Source organism: Pseudomonas sp. GW822-FHT06B12, assembly GCF_058799675.1.
The window spans coordinates 42413-60089 of sequence record NZ_JBXALR010000004.1; the positions used below are offsets into that span (position 1 = coordinate 42413).

Annotated in this window: 14 protein-coding genes; 7 read left to right on the forward strand and 7 right to left on the reverse strand. The window is 58.0% G+C overall.

Features of this window, described 5'->3' with window-relative positions; genetic code table 11:
- Positions 1-68: 68 nt before the first annotated feature.
- From AC1RKH_RS10210 to argE, 3 genes are all read right to left on the reverse strand, one after another.
- Positions 69-1463 (reverse strand): OprD family porin, encoded by a 1395-nt coding sequence (locus AC1RKH_RS10210; RefSeq protein ID WP_493062586.1) that lies wholly within the window; start codon positions 1461-1463, stop codon positions 69-71.
- A gap of 556 nt (positions 1464-2019) precedes the next feature.
- A complete protein-coding gene (gene argA, locus AC1RKH_RS10215) occupies positions 2020-3318 on the reverse strand; it encodes an amino-acid N-acetyltransferase (RefSeq protein ID WP_493062587.1) in 1299 nt (432 codons plus the stop codon).
- Between the two features lie 174 nt (positions 3319-3492).
- On the reverse strand, positions 3493-4659 hold the full coding sequence (argE, locus tag AC1RKH_RS10220; protein WP_493062588.1) for an acetylornithine deacetylase: 1167 nt from the start codon (positions 4657-4659) through the stop codon (positions 3493-3495).
- A 157-nt stretch (positions 4660-4816) separates the two neighbouring features.
- On the opposite strand from argE, the gene AC1RKH_RS10225 reads away from it, so the two are divergent.
- Complete coding sequence (locus tag AC1RKH_RS10225) at positions 4817-6184, forward strand: CYTH domain-containing protein (protein ID WP_493062589.1); 1368 nt, start codon at positions 4817-4819, stop codon at positions 6182-6184.
- Positions 6185-6310: 126 nt separating this feature from the next.
- On the opposite strand, the gene AC1RKH_RS10230 is transcribed toward AC1RKH_RS10225, so the two are convergent.
- On the reverse strand, positions 6311-6784 hold the full coding sequence (locus AC1RKH_RS10230) for an Lrp/AsnC family transcriptional regulator (RefSeq protein ID WP_123426265.1): 474 nt from the start codon (positions 6782-6784) through the stop codon (positions 6311-6313).
- A gap of 125 nt (positions 6785-6909) precedes the next feature.
- Here AC1RKH_RS10230 and AC1RKH_RS10235 point away from each other — a divergent pair, with 125 nt between their 5' ends.
- The 3 genes from AC1RKH_RS10235 to AC1RKH_RS10245 all read left to right on the forward strand — a co-directional run bounded on the left by AC1RKH_RS10235 (position 6910) and on the right by AC1RKH_RS10245 (position 9602).
- Positions 6910-7248, forward strand: a complete 339-nt coding sequence (locus AC1RKH_RS10235) for an ACT-like domain-containing protein (RefSeq protein WP_493062590.1) — start codon at positions 6910-6912, stop codon at positions 7246-7248.
- Positions 7249-7389: 141 nt separating this feature from the next.
- Positions 7390-9171, forward strand: coding sequence for a type IV pilus assembly ATPase TfpB (tfpB, locus tag AC1RKH_RS10240; RefSeq protein WP_493062591.1), 1782 nt, complete (start codon positions 7390-7392; stop codon positions 9169-9171).
- Between the two features lie 98 nt (positions 9172-9269).
- On the forward strand, positions 9270-9602 hold the full coding sequence (locus AC1RKH_RS10245) for a DUF2388 domain-containing protein (RefSeq protein ID WP_123426262.1): 333 nt from the start codon (positions 9270-9272) through the stop codon (positions 9600-9602).
- 148 nt (positions 9603-9750) lie between these two features.
- Here AC1RKH_RS10245 and gcvP read toward each other — a convergent pair whose 3' ends face one another.
- Positions 9751-12624 carry an aminomethyl-transferring glycine dehydrogenase gene (gene gcvP, locus AC1RKH_RS10250; protein WP_493062592.1) on the reverse strand — a complete coding sequence of 958 codons (2874 nt, stop codon included), beginning with the start codon at positions 12622-12624 and terminating at the stop codon, positions 9751-9753.
- A 153-nt stretch (positions 12625-12777) separates the two neighbouring features.
- Here gcvP and AC1RKH_RS10255 point away from each other — a divergent pair, with 153 nt between their 5' ends.
- From AC1RKH_RS10255 to AC1RKH_RS10265, 3 genes are all read left to right on the forward strand, one after another.
- Positions 12778-13920, forward strand: a complete 1143-nt coding sequence (locus AC1RKH_RS10255) for a DegT/DnrJ/EryC1/StrS family aminotransferase (RefSeq protein ID WP_123426260.1) — start codon at positions 12778-12780, stop codon at positions 13918-13920.
- A 388-nt stretch (positions 13921-14308) separates the two neighbouring features.
- Positions 14309-14998, forward strand: a complete 690-nt coding sequence (locus AC1RKH_RS10260) for a hypothetical protein (RefSeq protein WP_493062593.1) — start codon at positions 14309-14311, stop codon at positions 14996-14998.
- Positions 14999-15176: 178 nt separating this feature from the next.
- Positions 15177-15896 (forward strand): hypothetical protein, encoded by a 720-nt coding sequence (locus tag AC1RKH_RS10265; protein ID WP_493062594.1) that lies wholly within the window; start codon positions 15177-15179, stop codon positions 15894-15896.
- Between the two features lie 145 nt (positions 15897-16041).
- Here the strand turns inward: AC1RKH_RS10265 and gcvH are convergent, their stop codons facing one another.
- Positions 16042-16425, reverse strand: a complete 384-nt coding sequence (gene gcvH, locus AC1RKH_RS10270; protein ID WP_493062595.1) for a glycine cleavage system protein GcvH — start codon at positions 16423-16425, stop codon at positions 16042-16044.
- Positions 16426-16476: 51 nt separating this feature from the next.
- A complete protein-coding gene (gcvT, locus tag AC1RKH_RS10275; protein WP_493062596.1) occupies positions 16477-17559 on the reverse strand; it encodes a glycine cleavage system aminomethyltransferase GcvT in 1083 nt (360 codons plus the stop codon).
- Between the last annotated feature and the right edge of the window lie 118 nt (positions 17560-17677).

The following is a 17677-nucleotide window of genomic DNA, read 5'->3' on the forward strand; positions in this document are numbered from 1 at the left end:
AAACGCAAAAGCCCCGCCAGGCTTACGCCGAGCGGGGCTTTTTATACAGGCTTGTAAACGCCTGGGTATTACAACAGCGGGATCGAGTAGCTGACGATCAGGCGGTTTTCATCCTGGTCGCGCTGACCTGGGATGTCGTTGCGCCACATAGCGTTTTTCCACGCCACGCCCAGGTTCTTCAGCGGGCCTTGTGGAACCACGTAAGCCAGGGTCAGGTCACGTTCCCACTCGGTGCCGCCGTAGCCGCCAGTCAGAGTCTGAGTGCTGCCGACTTTACCAGCGGTGTCGATGTTGTTGCCGCGCAGGTAGATGATACCGGCGGTCAGGCCTGGAACACCGACTTTAGCGAAGTCATAGGCGTAGCGAGCTTGCCAGGTACGTTCGCCGGCACGGGCGAACTTCTGGATCTGCATGTCAGTGATGGTGCTGTTGGACGAACCGTCACCCTGGTTCAGCCACGGGAAATCGCTTTCGCCGTTGCTGTACTGGTAACCAGCACCGAAGGTGTGACCTTCAACCGAGTACAAAGCCAGGTAGCTGTACAGGTTGTTGTCGACCTTGCCACTGGTAGTGTTAGCCAGGGGAGTGTTGTCCGGGTAGTAGCCGGTGGTGAAGAAGTTCTTGTCGTTGCCGTTGGAACCGTTGTCGCGGCTACGGTAGTAGCGCAGGTCACTTTTCAGCACGCCAGGACCGATGGACCAGTTGTGCACCAGACCCAGGAAGTTCTGCGAGTAGAAGTCCTTCAGCTCGCCGTAGTAGTACGAGGCGGTCAGGTCCTTGGTAATTTTGTAGTCAGCGCCAGCGTAGTAGAACTTATTGCTGAACTTGCCTGTGTCGTAGTTGGAGCCTTTGTTGGCACCGGCGATGGACAGGCCTGCGTCGTTGCTGGAGTTACGGCCTTTGGCCTCATTGATCTCGCCGGCAGTCAGGGTCAGGTCCTTGATCTCGTTCGAGACCAGCTCGCCACCGGTGAAGGTTTGCGCCAGCATACGACCATCGTTGTACTTGATGACCGGGTTATTAGGCTGCAGGGTGCCGACTTTCAGCACGGTCTGCGAAACCTTGACCTTGCCGGTCAGGCCCAGGCTGGCGAAGTCGTTGACGGCGCCGTGGTCGGAGCCCTGAGTCGGGAACACGGTGCCGCCTGAAGCGCTGCCAGTCGGGTTGCCGGCTTTGGCCGGGCTGGAATCCAGTTTCACGCCGTACTGACCAATGGCATCAACACCGAAGCCGACAGTACCTTGGGTGAAGCCCGAGGTGAAGTTGAGCTGGAAGCCTTGCCCAGTCTCTTCAATCTTGCTTGGGGCTTTTGCGGCTTTGGTGTCGGAGTCGCGGTTATCGGTGTTGATGTAGAAAGTACGCAGACCCAAGGTCGCCTTACTGTCTTCGATGAAACCGGCGGCGCTTGCCTGCTGCGCCAAAACCCCTACGGCCACAGCCAGGGCCAAGGTGGACTTATTCATGTTTCGCTCCTCTACGTTTCTAATTTTTTGTGCACTTTGGTCCAGGATCTGGCGCCCCGGTTCCCATCGATGCGCGATTAGCGCAAGACCGTGACCGATAAGTCAATCGTAAGCAGTCGCGTCTACGACTTTGGTCTAATCGCAGTGTTTGGTCCGTTCAGGTTAATGACTTCCTCATAAACCCAAAAAGAACTGTTTATTCATTTTTCATACGATTCGGGAATATAGCTCAGCACACCTCAACCGAACCGGATCCTGGGGTATCGGCCTATGAGCTAATTCCTAAATGGTATTTACAGACGCTTCTTTAGTTCCATTCGAGCTGACGTATTCTTCATACGTCAATCACGATCAAATAAGCGACGCCATCATGGCGAAACGTGCATCTTCCCGTCAAATTGTTACAGTTTGTATACCGTTATAATTTTTTTTACCGCCCGTCCGGTGAACACCGTAACGGGCAGCAAAAACGGCAGAACTGATCGGCGCACGCCCTGCATGAGCAGGCGCAGCTGGCGATCTGTCAGTGCCCGGGGCGAAGTCTAGGCGCCTAAGGTTACAGAGTCTTTTCGAAGATCTTCGAATTACGCTGATAGTTGTACAGCGAGGCCCGGGCCGACGGGAGGCGCTCGACGCTGCTTGGCACAAAGCCACGCTCGCGGAACCAGTGCGCAGTGCGGGTGGTGAGGACAAACAGGGTGTTGAGCCCTTGAGCACGGGCCCGGGACTCGATCCGTTCCAGTAGTTCGTCACCACGGCCGCCATGGCGGTATTCCGGATTCACCGCCAGACAGGCCAGCTCCCCGGCATCCGAGTCGGCAATCTGATACAGCGCCGCACAGGCGATGATCATCCCTTCACGCTCGACCACGCTGAACTGCTCGATTTCGCGCTCCAGCACTTCGCGCGAACGACGCACCAGAATCCCCTGCTCTTCCAGCGGGCTGATCAGGTCCAGCAAACCACCGACGTCTTCGATAGCCGCTTCGCGCACCACTTCGAATTGCTCTTGGGCTACCAGCGTACCGCCACCGTCACGGGTGAAGAGCTCGGTCAGCAGCGCGCCGTCTTCGGCGTAACTGACAATATGGCTACGGCCGACGCCGCCACGGCAGGCTTCGGCCGCCGCATCCAGCAACTCTGCCTGATAGTTGGCGCCCAGACGCTGCAAGTGCGCAGGCACCTGTTGCGGGCGCAGTTCGCGGACCAAACGGCCGTTCTCGTCAATCAGCCCCAGGTCCGCGCCGAACAGCAGCAGCTTGTCGGCGCCCAGATCGATGGCGGCGCGGGTGGCGACGTCTTCGCATGCCAGGTTGAAAATTTCCCCGGTCGGCGAGTAGCCCAGCGGCGAGAGCAGCACGATGGAGCGCTCGTCCAGCAGACGGTTGATACCCTTGCGGTCAACCCGACGCACTTCGCCGGTGTGGTGATAGTCGACGCCTTCGAGCACACCGATCGGCCGTGCGGTCACCAGGTTGCCGCTGGCCACCCGCAAACGCGAGCCCTGCATCGGCGAGGACGCCATGTCCATCGACAAGCGCGCCTCGATGGCGATGCGCAGTTGGCCCACCGCGTCGATCACGCACTCCAGGGTCGCTGCATCGGTGATGCGCATCCCGTGGTGGTAATGCGGGGTCAGGCCCCGCGCGGCGAGGCGGGTTTCAATTTGTGGACGCGAACCGTGAACCAATACCAACCGCACACCCAGGCTGTGCAGCAGCACCAGGTCGTGGACGATATTGCCGAAGTTCGGGTGCTCGACGCCGTCGCCGGGCAGCATGACGACGAAGGTGCAATCACGGTGAGCGTTGATGTAAGGGGAAGCGTGACGAAGCCAATTAACGTATTCGGGCATAACACCTGCGCCTGTAATAAATAGCAGCCGATAAAAAGGACGAAGCAATACGCACAGCGGGCTGATGGTTATCGTCGGAACAGGCTTGGCGACACGCGCGCTCTCCTCATGAATACGGGTTAAACACCGGCAATTTAACTGCGAACCCCCTGTAGGAGCTGCCGAAGGCTGCTCCTACAAGATCTGTGAGTTTTGCGCCGGGGTCAGGCAATAATGTTCGATCAGTTGACGCAATAGATGCACGGTAGGCTGCAAACGTGACATTTCAAGGTATTCCCCCGGTTGGTGGGCGCAGGCGATATCGCCAGGGCCCAGCACCAACGTCTCGCAGCCAAGACGCTGAAGATAAGGCGCTTCAGTGCCGAACGCTACTGCTTCGGCGAGGTGGCCGGTGAGTTTTTCAGCAACCCGCACCAACTCCGAGTCCGCCGCCTGCTCGAAAGGAGGCACTTCGGGGAACAGCGGAGCGTAGTCGATCTTCACCTGATGGAGTTCGGCGACCGGTTCGAGTTTCTGCCGGATCGCCGCACGCAATGCGTTCGGGTCCATACCCGGCAAGGGCCGCAGATCGAACTCCAGCGAGCACTGGCCACAGATCCGGTTCGGGTTGTCGCCACCGTGGATGCAGCCGAAATTCAACGTCGGTTGCGGCACGCTGAACTGCGGATTGCGAAACTCGCGCTGCCATTGCAGGCGCAAGCCACGTAACTCGCCCATCGCATCATGCATGGCCTCCAGAGCACTGTGACCCAGACTCGGATCGGACGAATGGCCGCTCTGACCGAGAATGTCGATGCGCTCCATCATCACGCCTTTATGCAGACGGATCGGCTTCAGCCCCGTCGGTTCACCGATCACCGCGGCCCTGCCCAACGGCCGGCCGGCAGCAGCCAGGGCCCGAGCACCGGACATCGAGCTTTCTTCGTCACAGGTGGCGAGAATCATCAGCGGTTGCTTGAACGGTTTATCCAGCAGCGGCAGCACGGCTTCGATGGCGAGGGCGAAGAAGCCCTTCATGTCACAACTGCCGAGACCGACCCAACGGCCGTCGACTTCGGTCAGTTTCAGCGGATCGGTCTGCCACAGGGCGCCGTCGAACGGCACCGTGTCGCTGTGCCCGGCCAGCACCAGGCCGCCGGGGCCGCTGCCAAAACTGGCGAGCAGGTTGAATTTACCGGGGCTGACCTGCTGGATTTCGCAGGCAAAGCCCAGGTCGCCGAGCCAGGTCGCCAGCAGATCAATGACCGCACGATTGGATTGATCGAGGTTGGGTTGGGTACAGCTGACGGACGGTGCGGCGATCAGCGCAGCGAACTGTTCTTTCATGGACGGCAAAGGCATCGCTGACTCCCAACTCCCGAATTGAAGTCCATGATAGATCCATCCGGCGACAGGAATAAACCGTCGCGGCGCGTAGGTTTAGTGAGTGCTGTACACTGCACGGCCTTGGCAGCCACACATTCCCCCGGCTGCGCTCCCGATCCTGGATTTTCCGGCCATGCAGAAAGAAACCGAAATCAAACTCCGCGTCAGCCGCGAAACCCTCGCCGCCCTGCGCGAGCACCCGTTACTGAAAAAACGCAACAAAAGTGGCTGGGAACGCCGTGAGTTGATGAACCAGTACTTCGACACGCCAGAGCGTGACCTGGCCCGCGCCAAGGTCGCCCTGCGCCTGCGCCGCGATGGCGAAGAAGTGATTCAAACGCTCAAGACCCGTGGCCACAGCGTCGCCGGTCTGTCCGAGCGTCATGAATACGACTGGAACCTGCCCAAAGCCAAGCTCGACGTGAAGAAACTCGACGGCGAATGCTGGCCCAAAGAGCTGGCCGAGCTGGACAAGAAAACCCTGAAGGCGATTTTCACCACTGATTTCGTACGCGAACGTGCGGAAATCGCCTGGGGCCGTGGCAAGACCAAAGTGGTCATCGAAGCCGCGCTGGACCTGGGCCACGTGATTGCCGGCAAACAGAAAGAAGAAATCTGCGAGCTGGAACTGGAACTGCGCGAAGGCGAGCCGGCGGCATTGCTGGAACTGGCCGCCGAGCTGGCCGCGACCCTCGCACTGATGCCGTGCGACATAAGCAAGGCCGAGCGCGGCTACCGCTTGTTCGACGCCAACAGCTACTCGTTGAGCCTGCCGGCACCGCAGATCACCGCCGAAACGCCGCTGGACGACGCTTTCGCCGCACTGAGCTGGCACTTGCTGGGCAGCAGCCAGCGTCTGGCCGAACAATACCGTTTCAACGGCCACTGGCGCCTGTTGCAGGACTGGGTCGAAAACCTGGCTGAATTGCGCGCGCTGCTCAGCAGCCTGGGTCAAGCCGCACCACGTCAGTCGACTCACGATCTGCGTCTTGCACTGGATGCCTTGCTCGAAGACTGGCGCCCGCTGGTACAAGCCGGTCTGGACGACGAAGACGTGCGTAAAGCCGCGCCGGAGCAATTCCTCGAAGAACTGCAAGACCCGCGCTGGGGCCTGTTCTCCCTGAACACTTCGCGCTGGTTGCTGGCCCGTACCTGGGCTGCCGATCGCAACACCCGTGGCAATCGCCAGGGCGCTGCGCAACTGGGCAGCTGGCTGCCGCGCCTGCTGGGTGAAGAAGCTACGTCCCTGCAGTTGCAGCGTTATCAGCAACAGCCCGAAGACCTGGCCGAGCAACTGCCGCGTATCGAACGCATCCAGGCCTGGCTGCACCATGCCCGCAACGTGCTGGAGATCCCGGAAATGGATCGTCTGTACGGTGAGCTGAACAAACTCGCGCAACTGGCCAACGAGCCGATCACCGACGAAGTGCTGGATGCACGCAAGCAGCAGGCGATTGCGGTGTATCAGAACCGCGCGTGGAAGATGTTGCTGCGTATGTAATATCGCCATCGCGAGCAAGCTCGCTCCCACATTTGGTCTTCAGTGAACACAAATTTTGCGTACGACCGAAATCCAGTGTGGGAGCGAGCTTGCTCGCGATGAGGCCCGCGCATTCACTGCAAAACCCTACCCCCGCAAGACCGGCAAACTCGTCGTGGACTTGATTTCCGACAAGGCCACGATCGAGTTGACCTCCTGAATCCCCGGCACCATCGATAGCTTCTCGAAGAAGAAGCGCTCATAGGCTTCGATGTCTGCCGTGACGATTCGCAACAAAAAATCCACCGCGCCCATCAGCACATAACACTCCAGCACTTCCGGAAAACCGCGAATCGCCTCGGTGAACTCGGTGAAGTTCGAACGCCCGTGGGCGTTGAGTTTGATCTCGGCGAAGATCTGCGTGTTGAGGCCGATTTTCTTGCGATCGAGCAAGGTCACCTGCCCGCGAATCACGCCCTCCTCCTTCATCCGCTGAATGCGCCGCCAGCACGGCGACTGCGATAACCCGACCTGCTCGGCAATCTGCGCACTGGAAAGCGAGGCGTCCTCTTGCAGCAGCGCCAGAATCCGTCGGTCATATGCGTCAAGTTCGCTATGCATAGAAAAACCCGTATAGACATCAATTTAGAATTAAACAATTCGATTTATTGCCAATTACCCCCATCATAGATAAGAAATACCCGGCACCAAATGTAAAAATTTCTCCAGTGATTTGGAGACCGACCATGCCCCCGCTCGAAGCCGTCAGCAACACCCCCACCCGCACCGATGTGTGGAACGTCAGCAATGCCCATTGCCGCGTGCACTACCAACTGCTGGCCGAAGCCGAACCGGACGTGTTGTGCCGGACGCTGAATCTGTTTGCGTTGCAGTTTCTGGTGCCGCAGCACGTCAACGTACTGCGCCAGGACGACCTGCTGTCGATCGATATCGTCATGGACGCCCTGAGCTGGCACCGCGCCCAGGTCATCGCGGAAAAATTACGTAACCTGATCAGCGTGTGCTCGGTGGAACTGCAAACGGCTGATTCGCAACGGGTTCGGCCTGCACAGGCCACCGGCTGAAGCACCACTGCAAAAACTCGCAACGATCAATCGGGCAACGGCCAAACGGTCGGCCCTTGTGGGGACTATTCTTGGCATCTGTGGTCAGAGACGCACCTGTCTAAACCGCTCGTTGCAGGATCGTTTCCATAAGGAGCCCGGATGTCCGTTCAACTCGCCACTCAGGATCGCTGGCTGGATCTCAATGACCTGCTGCGCGAACTGGTCGCCCAAGGCTTCATCAGCCAGGACTCGGCCGAGCACGCGCTGACCACCCGCCGTAATACCAGCAACAGCCAGTTGCACCCGCTGGAGTTCCTCGCCAGCCAACACCTCGACGACCTCAGCCGCCCCGGCAAACGCCTGGATCTGGAAAGCCTGACCCTGTGGCTCTCGCAGCAGGCCGGTCAGCCTTATTTGCGCATCGACCCGCTGAAAATAAACGTCGCGCAAATCACCCCGCTGATGTCCTACGCCTTTGCCCAGCGCCACAAGATCCTCGCCGTATCGATCGACCGCGACGCCGTCACCGTCGCCAGTGCGCAGCCTTATGTGCGCAGCTGGGAAGCTGACCTGACCCACGTTCTACAGCTGCCGATCAAACGGGTAGTGGCCAACCCGGCAGACATCCAGCGCTTCAGTGTGGAGTTCTTCCGCCTGGCCAAATCGGTCAGTGGCGCGACCAACACCGATCAGCAGATGAACACCCTGGGCAACTTCGAACAACTGCTCAACCTCGGCGCCAGCGATCAGGAGCCGGATGCCAACGATGCGCACATCGTCAACATCGTCGACTGGCTGTTCCAGTACGCCTTCCAGCAGCGCGCCAGTGATATCCACATCGAACCGCGACGCGAGCAAGGCACCGTGCGCTTTCGCATCGACGGCGTATTGCACAACGTCTATCAATTTCCACCGCAGGTGACCATGGCGATTGTCAGTCGCCTGAAAAGCCTGGGGCGAATGAACGTCGCGGAAAAACGCAAACCCCAGGATGGCCGGGTCAAGACCAAGACTCCGGATGGCGGCGAAGTGGAGTTGCGGCTGTCGACGCTACCGACTGCGTTCGGCGAAAAAATGGTCATGCGGATCTTCGATCCGGAAGTGCTGCTCAAGGACTTCGACCAGCTCGGATTTTCTGCCGATGATCTGCGCCGCTGGCAGGACATGACTCGTCAACCCAACGGCATCATTCTGGTTACCGGGCCGACCGGTTCGGGCAAGACCACCACGCTCTACACCACGCTGAAAAAACTCGCGACGCCAGAGATCAACCTCTGCACCATCGAAGACCCGATCGAGATGGTCGAGCCGGCATTCAATCAGATGCAGGTCCAGCACAACATCGACCTGACCTTTGCCAGCGGCGTGCGTGCACTGATGCGACAGGATCCGGACATCATCATGATCGGCGAGATCCGCGACCTCGAAACCGCCGAAATGGCCATTCAGGCAGCACTCACTGGACACCTGGTGCTGTCGACCCTGCACACCAACGACGCGCCAAGCGCCATCAGCCGCTTACTGGAACTCGGCGTACCGCATTACCTGATCAAAGCCACTGTGCTGGGGGTCATGGCGCAACGGCTGGTCCGCACGTTATGCCCGCATTGCAAGGCGCCGCTGACCTTGGGCGAAGACGACTGGCAAACCTTGACCCGCCCCTGGCAAGCACCGCTGCCAAGCAACGCCCAACGCGCCATTGGCTGCCTGGAATGCCGCGACACCGGTTATCGCGGACGTGCCGGGGTCTATGAAATCATGCAAATGACCGACGGCGTCAAAGCCTTGATCAACCCCGACACCGACCTGCTCGCAGTCCGTCGCCAGGCATTCAAGGAAGGCATGCGCAGCCTGCGGCTGTCGGGTGCGCAAAAAGTGGCGGCGGGGCTGACGACGATTGAAGAGGTGCTGCGAGTGACGCCGCAGAGTGAGCAGAAATAGGGGGGGTTATCCTGGTCGAACACGCCGATGAACGCTACGGAACTCGTTTGGGGTATTGGCAATCCAACCTGCCAGAAATCCCACTGGAGTCACCCACAATGCGTTTTAAACTTGCTGCCGCTACGCTTGCCTTGCTGTCCCTGTCTGTAGGTTCAGCAATGGCTCGTGATCATGATCATGATGGCATCTTGCAAGAAGTTATTTCCTCAGGTGCGACCACCGCGTCCACCTACCTGACCTCCAGGGATCACAAGCTGGTCGTTGCCGCTCAGGACGACGCCAGCAGTTTCGTAGCCAGTGACGGCAATATCCGCGGTCCGTACCTGGAATCTGCAATGCAGAAAGTCCGTGCGGACAACCCAGGTTTGAAGGCTACCGACATGGAGTTGGCCAACGCAATTTTGGCCAAGAACGCGGTCGCCCCGGAATAATTTTGTTGCTGTAAAAATGCGATCCATTGTGGGAGCGAGCCTGCTCGCGATGACGGTGTAACAGTCAGCATAAATGTTGAATGTTATGACCCCATCGCGAGCAGGCTCGCTCCCACATTTGATTTGCGCCTCATCAAACCCGTGCGTTTCAGCGGTATTCATCCACCGGCACGCAGGCACAGAACAGGTTGCGATCTCCGTAAACGTTGTCCACGCGATTCACCGCCGGCCAATATTTATGCAGCCTGGTGTGCATATCCGGGGTCACCGCTTGCTCAATGCTGTAGGACCGATCCCAGACGCCGATAATATCCGCCAAGGTATGAGGCGAGCGTTTCAGCGGGTTGTCCTCGGCAGACCAATTGCCATTCTGCACCTCGGCAATTTCTGCGCGAATACTCAGCATCGCGCTGATAAAGCGATCCAGCTCAGCCTTGGACTCGCTTTCGGTAGGCTCGACCATCAACGTTCCCGGCACCGGGAAAGACATGGTCGGCGCATGGAAACCGTAATCCATCAGCCGCTTGGCGACGTCCTCTTCGCTGATACCGGTCTGCGCCTTGAGCGGGCGCAGGTCGAGGATGCATTCGTGCGCCACCCGCTCGTTGCGCCCGGTGTAGAGCACCGGGAAGGCACCGGACAAGTGTTTCGCCAGGTAGTTGGCCGAGAGAATCGCCACTTCGCTGGCATCGGCCAGTTGCGGCCCCATCATCGCGATGTACATCCAGCTGATCGGCAAAATGCTCGCACTGCCCCAAGGCGCCGCGCTGACCGCACCATTGTGTGGATCAGGTCCGTCGATCGGCACCACCGGGTGATTGGCCACGAACGGCGCCAAGTGCGCCCGCACGCCAATCGGCCCCATCCCCGGCCCGCCTCCGCCATGGGGAATGCAGAAGGTCTTGTGCAGGTTCATATGGGAAACATCAGCGCCGATATCCGCCGGCCGGGCCAGCCCGACCTGCGCATTGAGGTTGGCACCGTCCATGTACACCTGGCCGCCATGACTGTGGATAACTTCGCAGATTTCGCTGATGCCTTCCTCGTACACCCCATGAGTCGAAGGGTAAGTGGCCATCAGGCAGGAGAGTTTGTCGCCGGCAGCCGTCGCTTTGGCTTTCAGGTCATCGAGGTCGACGTTACCGGCATCGTCGCAGTCGACGATCACCACCCGCATCCCGGCCATCTGCGCCGAGGCCGGGTTGGTGCCATGGGCCGACGCGGGAATCAGACAGATGTCGCGCGCGCCTTGCTGACGGCTTTCGTGGTATTTGCGGATCGCCAGCAACCCGGCGTATTCACCTTGGGCGCCGGAGTTGGGTTGCATGCAGATCGCATCAAAACCAGTGATCTCGCAGAGCCAGCTCTCCAGTTCGCTGATCATCAGCGAATAGCCCACTGCCTGCTCCTTCGGTGCAAACGGGTGCAGATTGGCGAATGCTGGCCAGGTGATCGGGATCATTTCGCTGCTGGCGTTGAGTTTCATGGTGCAGGAGCCCAACGGGATCATCGACTGGTTGAGCGCCAGGTCCTTGTTCTCCAGTTGCTTGAGGTAGCGCAGCATCTCGGTTTCGCTGTGGTGGGCGTTGAACACCGGGTGGCGCAGATACGGCGTGGCCCGCAACAAGCCATCGGGAATGCCCGGGATCAGCGCTTCGCCATCCAGTCCGGCAACATCCAGCCCATGATCGGCACCGAGGAACACATCGAACAACTTCGCCACGGTGCCTTCATCGCAGCTCTCGTCGAGACTCAATCCGAGCTGCCCGCGCCCGAGAATCCGCAGGTTGATCTGTGCGGCTTTGGCGCTTTCCATGATTGCAGTCTGACTGCCGCCAACCTCCAGGGTCAGGGTGTCGAAGAAGTGCTGGTTGAGCCGGGCAATGCCGTTGCGCTCAAGCCCGGCAGCGAGGATGCAGGTCAGCCGATGCACTCGTTGAGCAATCCGTTTGAGCCCCTGCGGGCCATGGTAGACCGCGTAAAAACTGGCAATGTTGGCCAGCAATACCTGGGCCGTACAGATGTTCGAGTTGGCCTTCTCGCGGCGGATGTGTTGCTCGCGGGTTTGCAGGGCCATGCGCAGCGCGACGTTGCCGCGAGCATCTTTCGACACACCGATGATCCGCCCGGGAATCGCCCGTTTGTATTCATCGCGGCTGGCGAAGAACGCTGCGTGAGGGCCGCCATAACCCATCGGCACGCCAAAGCGCTGGGACGATCCAAACACCACATCAGCGCCCTGCTCACCCGGCGGCGTCAGCAACAACAGGCTCAGCAGATCCGTCGCAACGCAGGCCAGCGCCTGTTGCGCGTGCAAGTGGTCAATCAGCGGGCGCAGGTCGCGGATCTCACCGTGGGTATCGGGGTACTGCAGCAGTGCGCCAAATACCTGATGCTGTTTCAAGTTATCCACAGCGTCGACGATCAGCTCGAAGCCAAAACCCTCGGCGCGGGTCTGCACCACGGAAATGGTTTGCGGGTGGCAGTTTTCGTCGACGAAGAACAGATTGCTTTTCGACTTCGCGACACGCTTGGCCAGCGCCATGGCTTCGGCCGCAGCCGTGGCTTCGTCGAGCAACGAGGCGTTGGCCAGTTCCAGGCCCGTAAGGTCGATGGTCAATTGCTGGAAATTGAGCAGCGCTTCGAGTCGGCCCTGAGCAATCTCCGGCTGATACGGGGTGTAAGCGGTGTACCAGCCGGGATTTTCCAGCACATTGCGCAAGATCACCGCGGGCAGAAGGGTGCCGTGGTAACCCATGCCGATCAGGCTGGTCCAGACCTGATTCTGTTCGGCATAGCCGCGCAGTTTTGCCAGCGCGGCCTCTTCATCGAGCGCCGGCGGCAAGTCCAGTGCGCGGTTGAGGCGAATTCCCGGCGGCACCGTCTGCTCGATCAGCTCGACACGGCTGCCGAGCCCGAGGCTGTCGAGCATCGCCTGCTGCTCGGCGGTGTCCGGCCCCAAGTGGCGCCGCAGGAAGGCATTCGGGTCTCGTAACTGACTCAAGGATGGCAACTGGGACATGACGGGCTCTCTCTTGAATGGCGCTCAGCGTCGATGCAACTCGATCAAAGCAGCATAGCTCCCCTGCGCGGACGGCATGGCGTCTTTGCTCAATCAGGCTCATCATGTGCAGCGCATATAACTACCGTCAGCCAATCGGGTGCACTGATCGACATGAGCCAATTGCCTTTTCTGCCATTTTCCAAACCTACTATCGATGAAGCCACAATTGCCTCTGTCGGCGATGTCTTGCGCTCCGGCTGGATCACCAGCGGGCCCAAGGTTCAGGCGTTCGAAGCCCAGCTCTCGGAGTTTTTTGGCGGCCGCCCGGTGCGCACGTTCAACTCCGGGACCTGCACCATGGAGATCGCCCTGCGCATCGCCGGGATCGGTGCTGGTGACGAAGTCATCACCACGCCGATTTCCTGGGTCGCCACGGCCAACGTGATTCTCGAAGTGGGCGCCACCCCGGTGTTCGCCGACATCGACCCGATCACCCGCAACATCGACCTGGACCAGCTCGAAGCGGCCATTACCCCGCGCACCAAGGCAATCATCCCGGTGTACCTCGCCGGTTTGCCGGTGGACATGAGCCGCCTGTACGCGATCGCCAAGAAACATGGCCTGCGGATTGTCGAAGACGCCGCCCAGGCGCTGGGTTCGAGCTGGAATGGTCAGCGCATCGGCGCTACAGGCGATTTCGTGTCGTTCAGCTTCCAGGCGAACAAGAACGTCACCTCCTCGGAGGGTGGCTGCCTGGTGTTGAACAACGCTGAAGAAGTGCGGCTGGCCGAGAAATATCGCCTGCAAGGCGTGACCCGCACAGGCTTCGACGGCCTGGACGTCGACGTGCTGGGTGGCAAATTCAACATGACCGACGTGGCAGCGGCCATTGGTCTGGGCCAATTCGCGCACATTGACGCCATCACCGCTCACCGCCGCGAACTGGCCAAGCATTACTTCGCCTGTTTCGGCAGCGATTTCGAGGCCAAGTACGGTGCACAGCTGCCACCGGCAGACTTCACCAACAGCAACTGGCACCTGTTCCAACTGGTGCTGCCAGAGCGCAAGGACGGCAAACCGGCCCGCGCGACCTTCATGGAGCAAATGCAGGAACTGGGCGTCGGCATCGGCTACCACTACCCGCCTATCCACCTGCTGAGCCTTTACCGCGAACGCGGTTTCAAGGAAGGCATGTTCCCGGTGTCCGAACGTGTCGGTCGCCTGATCGTCTCGCTGCCGATGTTCACCGCCATGAGCAAAAGCGATGTCGAGCGTTCAGTGGCGGCGGTGAAAGCTGTATTGCAAAACGCCTGAGTCACCTGTCCAGCCTTTGAACAGGCTGACACTTGCAACACTCAAAACGCCCAATGCACTGCAGTGGGCGTTTTTTATTTCAGCAATAAGTGCAGTTACGGATAGTTATATATAGAGCGTTACTTACTCAGCACTTTGCGCCAAAAATAAAGCCTTCTACAGCCCCCTCTCCAACAGCCTGCGCAAACAGGTGATAACCTTGCATTAATCAACGCCCTCCCTTTTTGAAAAAATCAATCGCAATATATAAAATCCAGCAATAGCCAATGAATCTATAGGCCAAAAATCTGCATGCTATGTTTGTTGAGGACTGGGCAGCGGCGACAAAACTCCACTACACAGTTACACACAACATATTCTTCAATCTATTCGAAATGGAGTTCAAAAAATGAGCAGCCAACAAATAATTATATACATCGAAGAACAGCAGTTGATCGCACAAAAAAATAACAATTACAGCCTTTATCTAGCCAAAAAGGTAAACAATGAGTTCACTGTTATTTGGCAATCGAAAGGCCCCGTAGCCACCGTCGGAAGCCCAAGTTATCAGTACCAAAACACGTTTGATATTACAACTCCGTCCTTCATGGTCAACTATACAAATGACCCTGTAACAACCGGTAATGTCACCTTCACCTCCGGCGGGAAAAACCGGGCAATCAGCACAGGCCAGTCAACTATCCTGGATGCCAACGGTGTATTTTCACCTCCTGCGAATGATGCCAAGCCATCGGATATTTTAATCAGCAATATGTTGCAAGCCAATCCGCATGAAATATTGCTGGATTCCAAAGGAAAATATATCTGGGTCAACCGTCAGAGCGGCATGAACATTGGCACCGCAACGCTGACACCCAAAAATGAATATCAACTATGGTTCGGCAATCGTCAGGAAACAGGCACATTAATTGCCGAAAACCTGTCCAACTCGACAACGCAATCCCTGGTCGATGGACAAACGGTGATCATCACCTATACCAACGCCGGTATCTGGGTGCCTGGCGAACCCGCCAACCGCCTGAGCGTCAAACAAGTCGAGGCACTTCACGCCAGGGTCGGGATCAAAGAAACTGCGTAGCAAGCGGGCTGATCAAGCATCGTCTGCGAAACGCCGGCGTTTTTTAGGCCAATAAAAACCCTGTATATCGAGGATCTACAGGGTTTTTTATTGAGGGTATCGAGGCCGTAGTCAAATCGGGCCAGGTGGATTCGGAACTCCGTCATCAGTCACCTGCCGGATGAATGGGAGACCAGCCATGAGTAATCAGCAGATTATCGTTTATATTGAAGAGCAGCAATTGATCGCACAAAAAAACAACAACTACAGTCTCTATCTGGCAAAAAAAGTAAACGAAACCTTCACCGTCATCTGGCGTTCAGAGCCCCCATTTCCCACCGCAAACCAATCCGCCTATCAATATAATAACGTCTTCGACATTGCAAACGCCTCCTACATGGTTAACTTTACAAATACCCAACTACCAGAAGGAGACATCACCTTCACCTCGGGAGGAAAAAATTTGCCTATCCGTACCGGGCAAATGACGACCCTGGATAGATATGGTGTATTCAGCCCCGCAAACAGTGGAGGCACCCCAAACACAATTTCAATCATCAATCAATTGCTGGGTAATCCTCGTGCAGTATTACTGGACTCCCAAGGTCGTAACATTTGGGTTAATTGCTCAAATAGCATGAACATCGGCACAAGCATCATCACGCCAAACAACGAGTTTCAGTTATGGTTCGGCACGAATCAAGTGACGGGCTCGTTAATCCCTGACAACGTATCCAACGCTTGCAACGTAACGGTAATTGACGGCGCGCCCCAAACAGTCACTTACACCAACAATGGTCTCTGGGTTCCGGGCGCTCCTGCAATGAGCCTGACACTAGAGCAAGTGACAGCACTTCACTTCAGGGTAAACATGGCTGTAGCAAAGGCCGCATTAGCCGCCCGTGCAACCAGCCATTAAGCATTGAATAAAAAACGCCGCGCCCCCGATAAGGGAAACGCGGCGTTTTCCCGCTTTTGTAGGAGCTGGCGGAGCCTGCGATCTTTTGATCTTTTGATCGTCTGAACAAAGATCGCAGCCTGCGGCAGCTCCTACGGGGCGAGCATTACTCGCCGATGGCGTTCTTGTAGCCCGTCGGATCGAGCAACTTGTCCAGTTCAGCGGTATCCGTTGGCTCGAGTTTGAAGAACCAGCTGTCGTATGGCGCGCTGTTGACCAGTTCCGGGCTGTTGGCCAACTCTTCGTTAACGGCAATGACTGTACCGGAGACCGGCGAGTAGATATCCGAAGCAGCCTTGACCGACTCGACTACGCCCGCAGCTTCACCAGCAGCGAAGACTTTGCCGATTTCCGGCAATTCGACGAACACCACATCACCCAAGGCTTCCTGAGCATGGTCTGAAATCCCCACTTTTACACCACCGTCTTCGTCCAGACGGGCCCATTCGTGACTTTCGGCAAAACGCAGGTCTACAGGGATTTCGCTCATGTTCTGTGTCCTCAAGAAGAAATGTCAGCGGTGTTGGCCCGCCAGAAAATGTTAGATCAGGGTTTTGCCGTGACGCACGAAGGTCGGTTTGACCACCCGAACCGGGTACCACTTGCCACGAATTTCCACTTCTGCCCGGTCGGAGGTCGCCATCGGCACCCGCGCCAGGGCAATCGATTTGCTAAGCGTAGGAGAGAAACTACCACTGGTGATCTCCCCTTCGCCAACATCAGCGATGCGAACCACCTGATGGGCGCGTAAAACCCCACGTTCTTCGAGCACCAGACCGACCAGTTTGTGCTTCACGCCGGCGGCCCGTTCGGCCTCCAGTGCTACGCGGCCGATGAACTGACGAGTGGCCGGTTCCCAGGCAATGCTCCAGGCCATATTGGACGCCAGCGGTGAGACATCCTGATGAATGTCCTGACCGTAAAGGTTCATTCCGGCCTCAAGGCGCAGCGTGTCGCGGGCGCCGAGACCGATGGGCGATATACCCGCACCGATCAGATCGTTGAAGAATCCCGGTGCCTGATCGGCCGGCAAGGCAATCTCCAGACCGTCTTCGCCGGTATAACCGGTACGGGCGATAAACCAGTCGCCGTCACAGTGTCCTTCGAACGGTTTGAGTTGCTGGATCAACGTGCCACGGGACTGGGTCACCAGTTCGGCGATCTTTTGCCGCGCTTGCGGACCTTGAATCGCCAGCATCGCCAACTCGCTGCGCTCGTGCAGTTGCACCTGATAGGCGCCGAGCTGGGCCTGCATCCAGGCCATGTCCTGATCACAGGTGGCGGCGTTCACCACCAGGCGGTAAGCGTCTTCCAGGCGATAGACGATCATATCGTCGACCACCCCGCCCCGTTCATTGAGCATGGTGCTGTACAAGGCACGGCCGACGCTGTGCAGACGGTCGACATCATTGGCCAGCAAATGCTGGAGCCAGGCCTTGGCCTGAGGGCCGCTGACATCGATTACGGTCATATGGGATACATCGAAAACCCCACAGTCGCGGCGCACCTGATGGTGTTCCTCGACCTGCGAGCCGTAATGCAGTGGCATATCCCAACCGCCAAAATCGACCATCTTCGCGCCAAGTGCGAGATGAAGGTCATACAGAGGCGTACGCTGTCCCATGGGTTTCTCCTTCCGGGCGTGGCGAAGGTACGGACAGGCGCTGCGTGGTTGAAAGCCTTGAAATAGAAGGCTTCCAGCCAATTTCAGCAACCTGGTCTGAAGGACGAACCGCACCGAA

What these genes read in the sequence shown, in the direction of transcription:
- tfpB (WP_493062591.1), top strand. Translation starts at nt 7,390, where the DNA reads ATGTCCGTTCAACTCGCCACTCAGGATCGCTGGCTGGATCTCAATGAC.
- AC1RKH_RS10225 (WP_493062589.1), top strand. Translation starts at nt 4,817, where the DNA reads ATGCAGAAAGAAACCGAAATCAAACTCCGCGTCAGCCGCGAAACCCTC.
- gcvP (WP_493062592.1), bottom strand. Translation starts at nt 12,624, where the DNA reads ATGTCCCAGTTGCCATCCTTGAGTCAGTTACGAGACCCGAATGCCTTC.
- AC1RKH_RS10260 (WP_493062593.1), top strand. Translation starts at nt 14,309, where the DNA reads ATGAGCAGCCAACAAATAATTATATACATCGAAGAACAGCAGTTGATC.
- gcvT (WP_493062596.1), bottom strand. Translation starts at nt 17,559, where the DNA reads ATGGGACAGCGTACGCCTCTGTATGACCTTCATCTCGCACTTGGCGCG.
- gcvH (WP_493062595.1), bottom strand. Translation starts at nt 16,425, where the DNA reads ATGAGCGAAATCCCTGTAGACCTGCGTTTTGCCGAAAGTCACGAATGG.
- AC1RKH_RS10255 (WP_123426260.1), top strand. Translation starts at nt 12,778, where the DNA reads ATGAGCCAATTGCCTTTTCTGCCATTTTCCAAACCTACTATCGATGAA.
- AC1RKH_RS10210 (WP_493062586.1), bottom strand. Translation starts at nt 1,463, where the DNA reads ATGAATAAGTCCACCTTGGCCCTGGCTGTGGCCGTAGGGGTTTTGGCG.
- argE (WP_493062588.1), bottom strand. Translation starts at nt 4,659, where the DNA reads ATGCCTTTGCCGTCCATGAAAGAACAGTTCGCTGCGCTGATCGCCGCA.
- AC1RKH_RS10265 (WP_493062594.1), top strand. Translation starts at nt 15,177, where the DNA reads ATGAGTAATCAGCAGATTATCGTTTATATTGAAGAGCAGCAATTGATC.
- AC1RKH_RS10245 (WP_123426262.1), top strand. Translation starts at nt 9,270, where the DNA reads ATGCGTTTTAAACTTGCTGCCGCTACGCTTGCCTTGCTGTCCCTGTCT.
- AC1RKH_RS10235 (WP_493062590.1), top strand. Translation starts at nt 6,910, where the DNA reads ATGCCCCCGCTCGAAGCCGTCAGCAACACCCCCACCCGCACCGATGTG.
- AC1RKH_RS10230 (WP_123426265.1), bottom strand. Translation starts at nt 6,784, where the DNA reads ATGCATAGCGAACTTGACGCATATGACCGACGGATTCTGGCGCTGCTG.
- argA (WP_493062587.1), bottom strand. Translation starts at nt 3,318, where the DNA reads ATGCCCGAATACGTTAATTGGCTTCGTCACGCTTCCCCTTACATCAAC.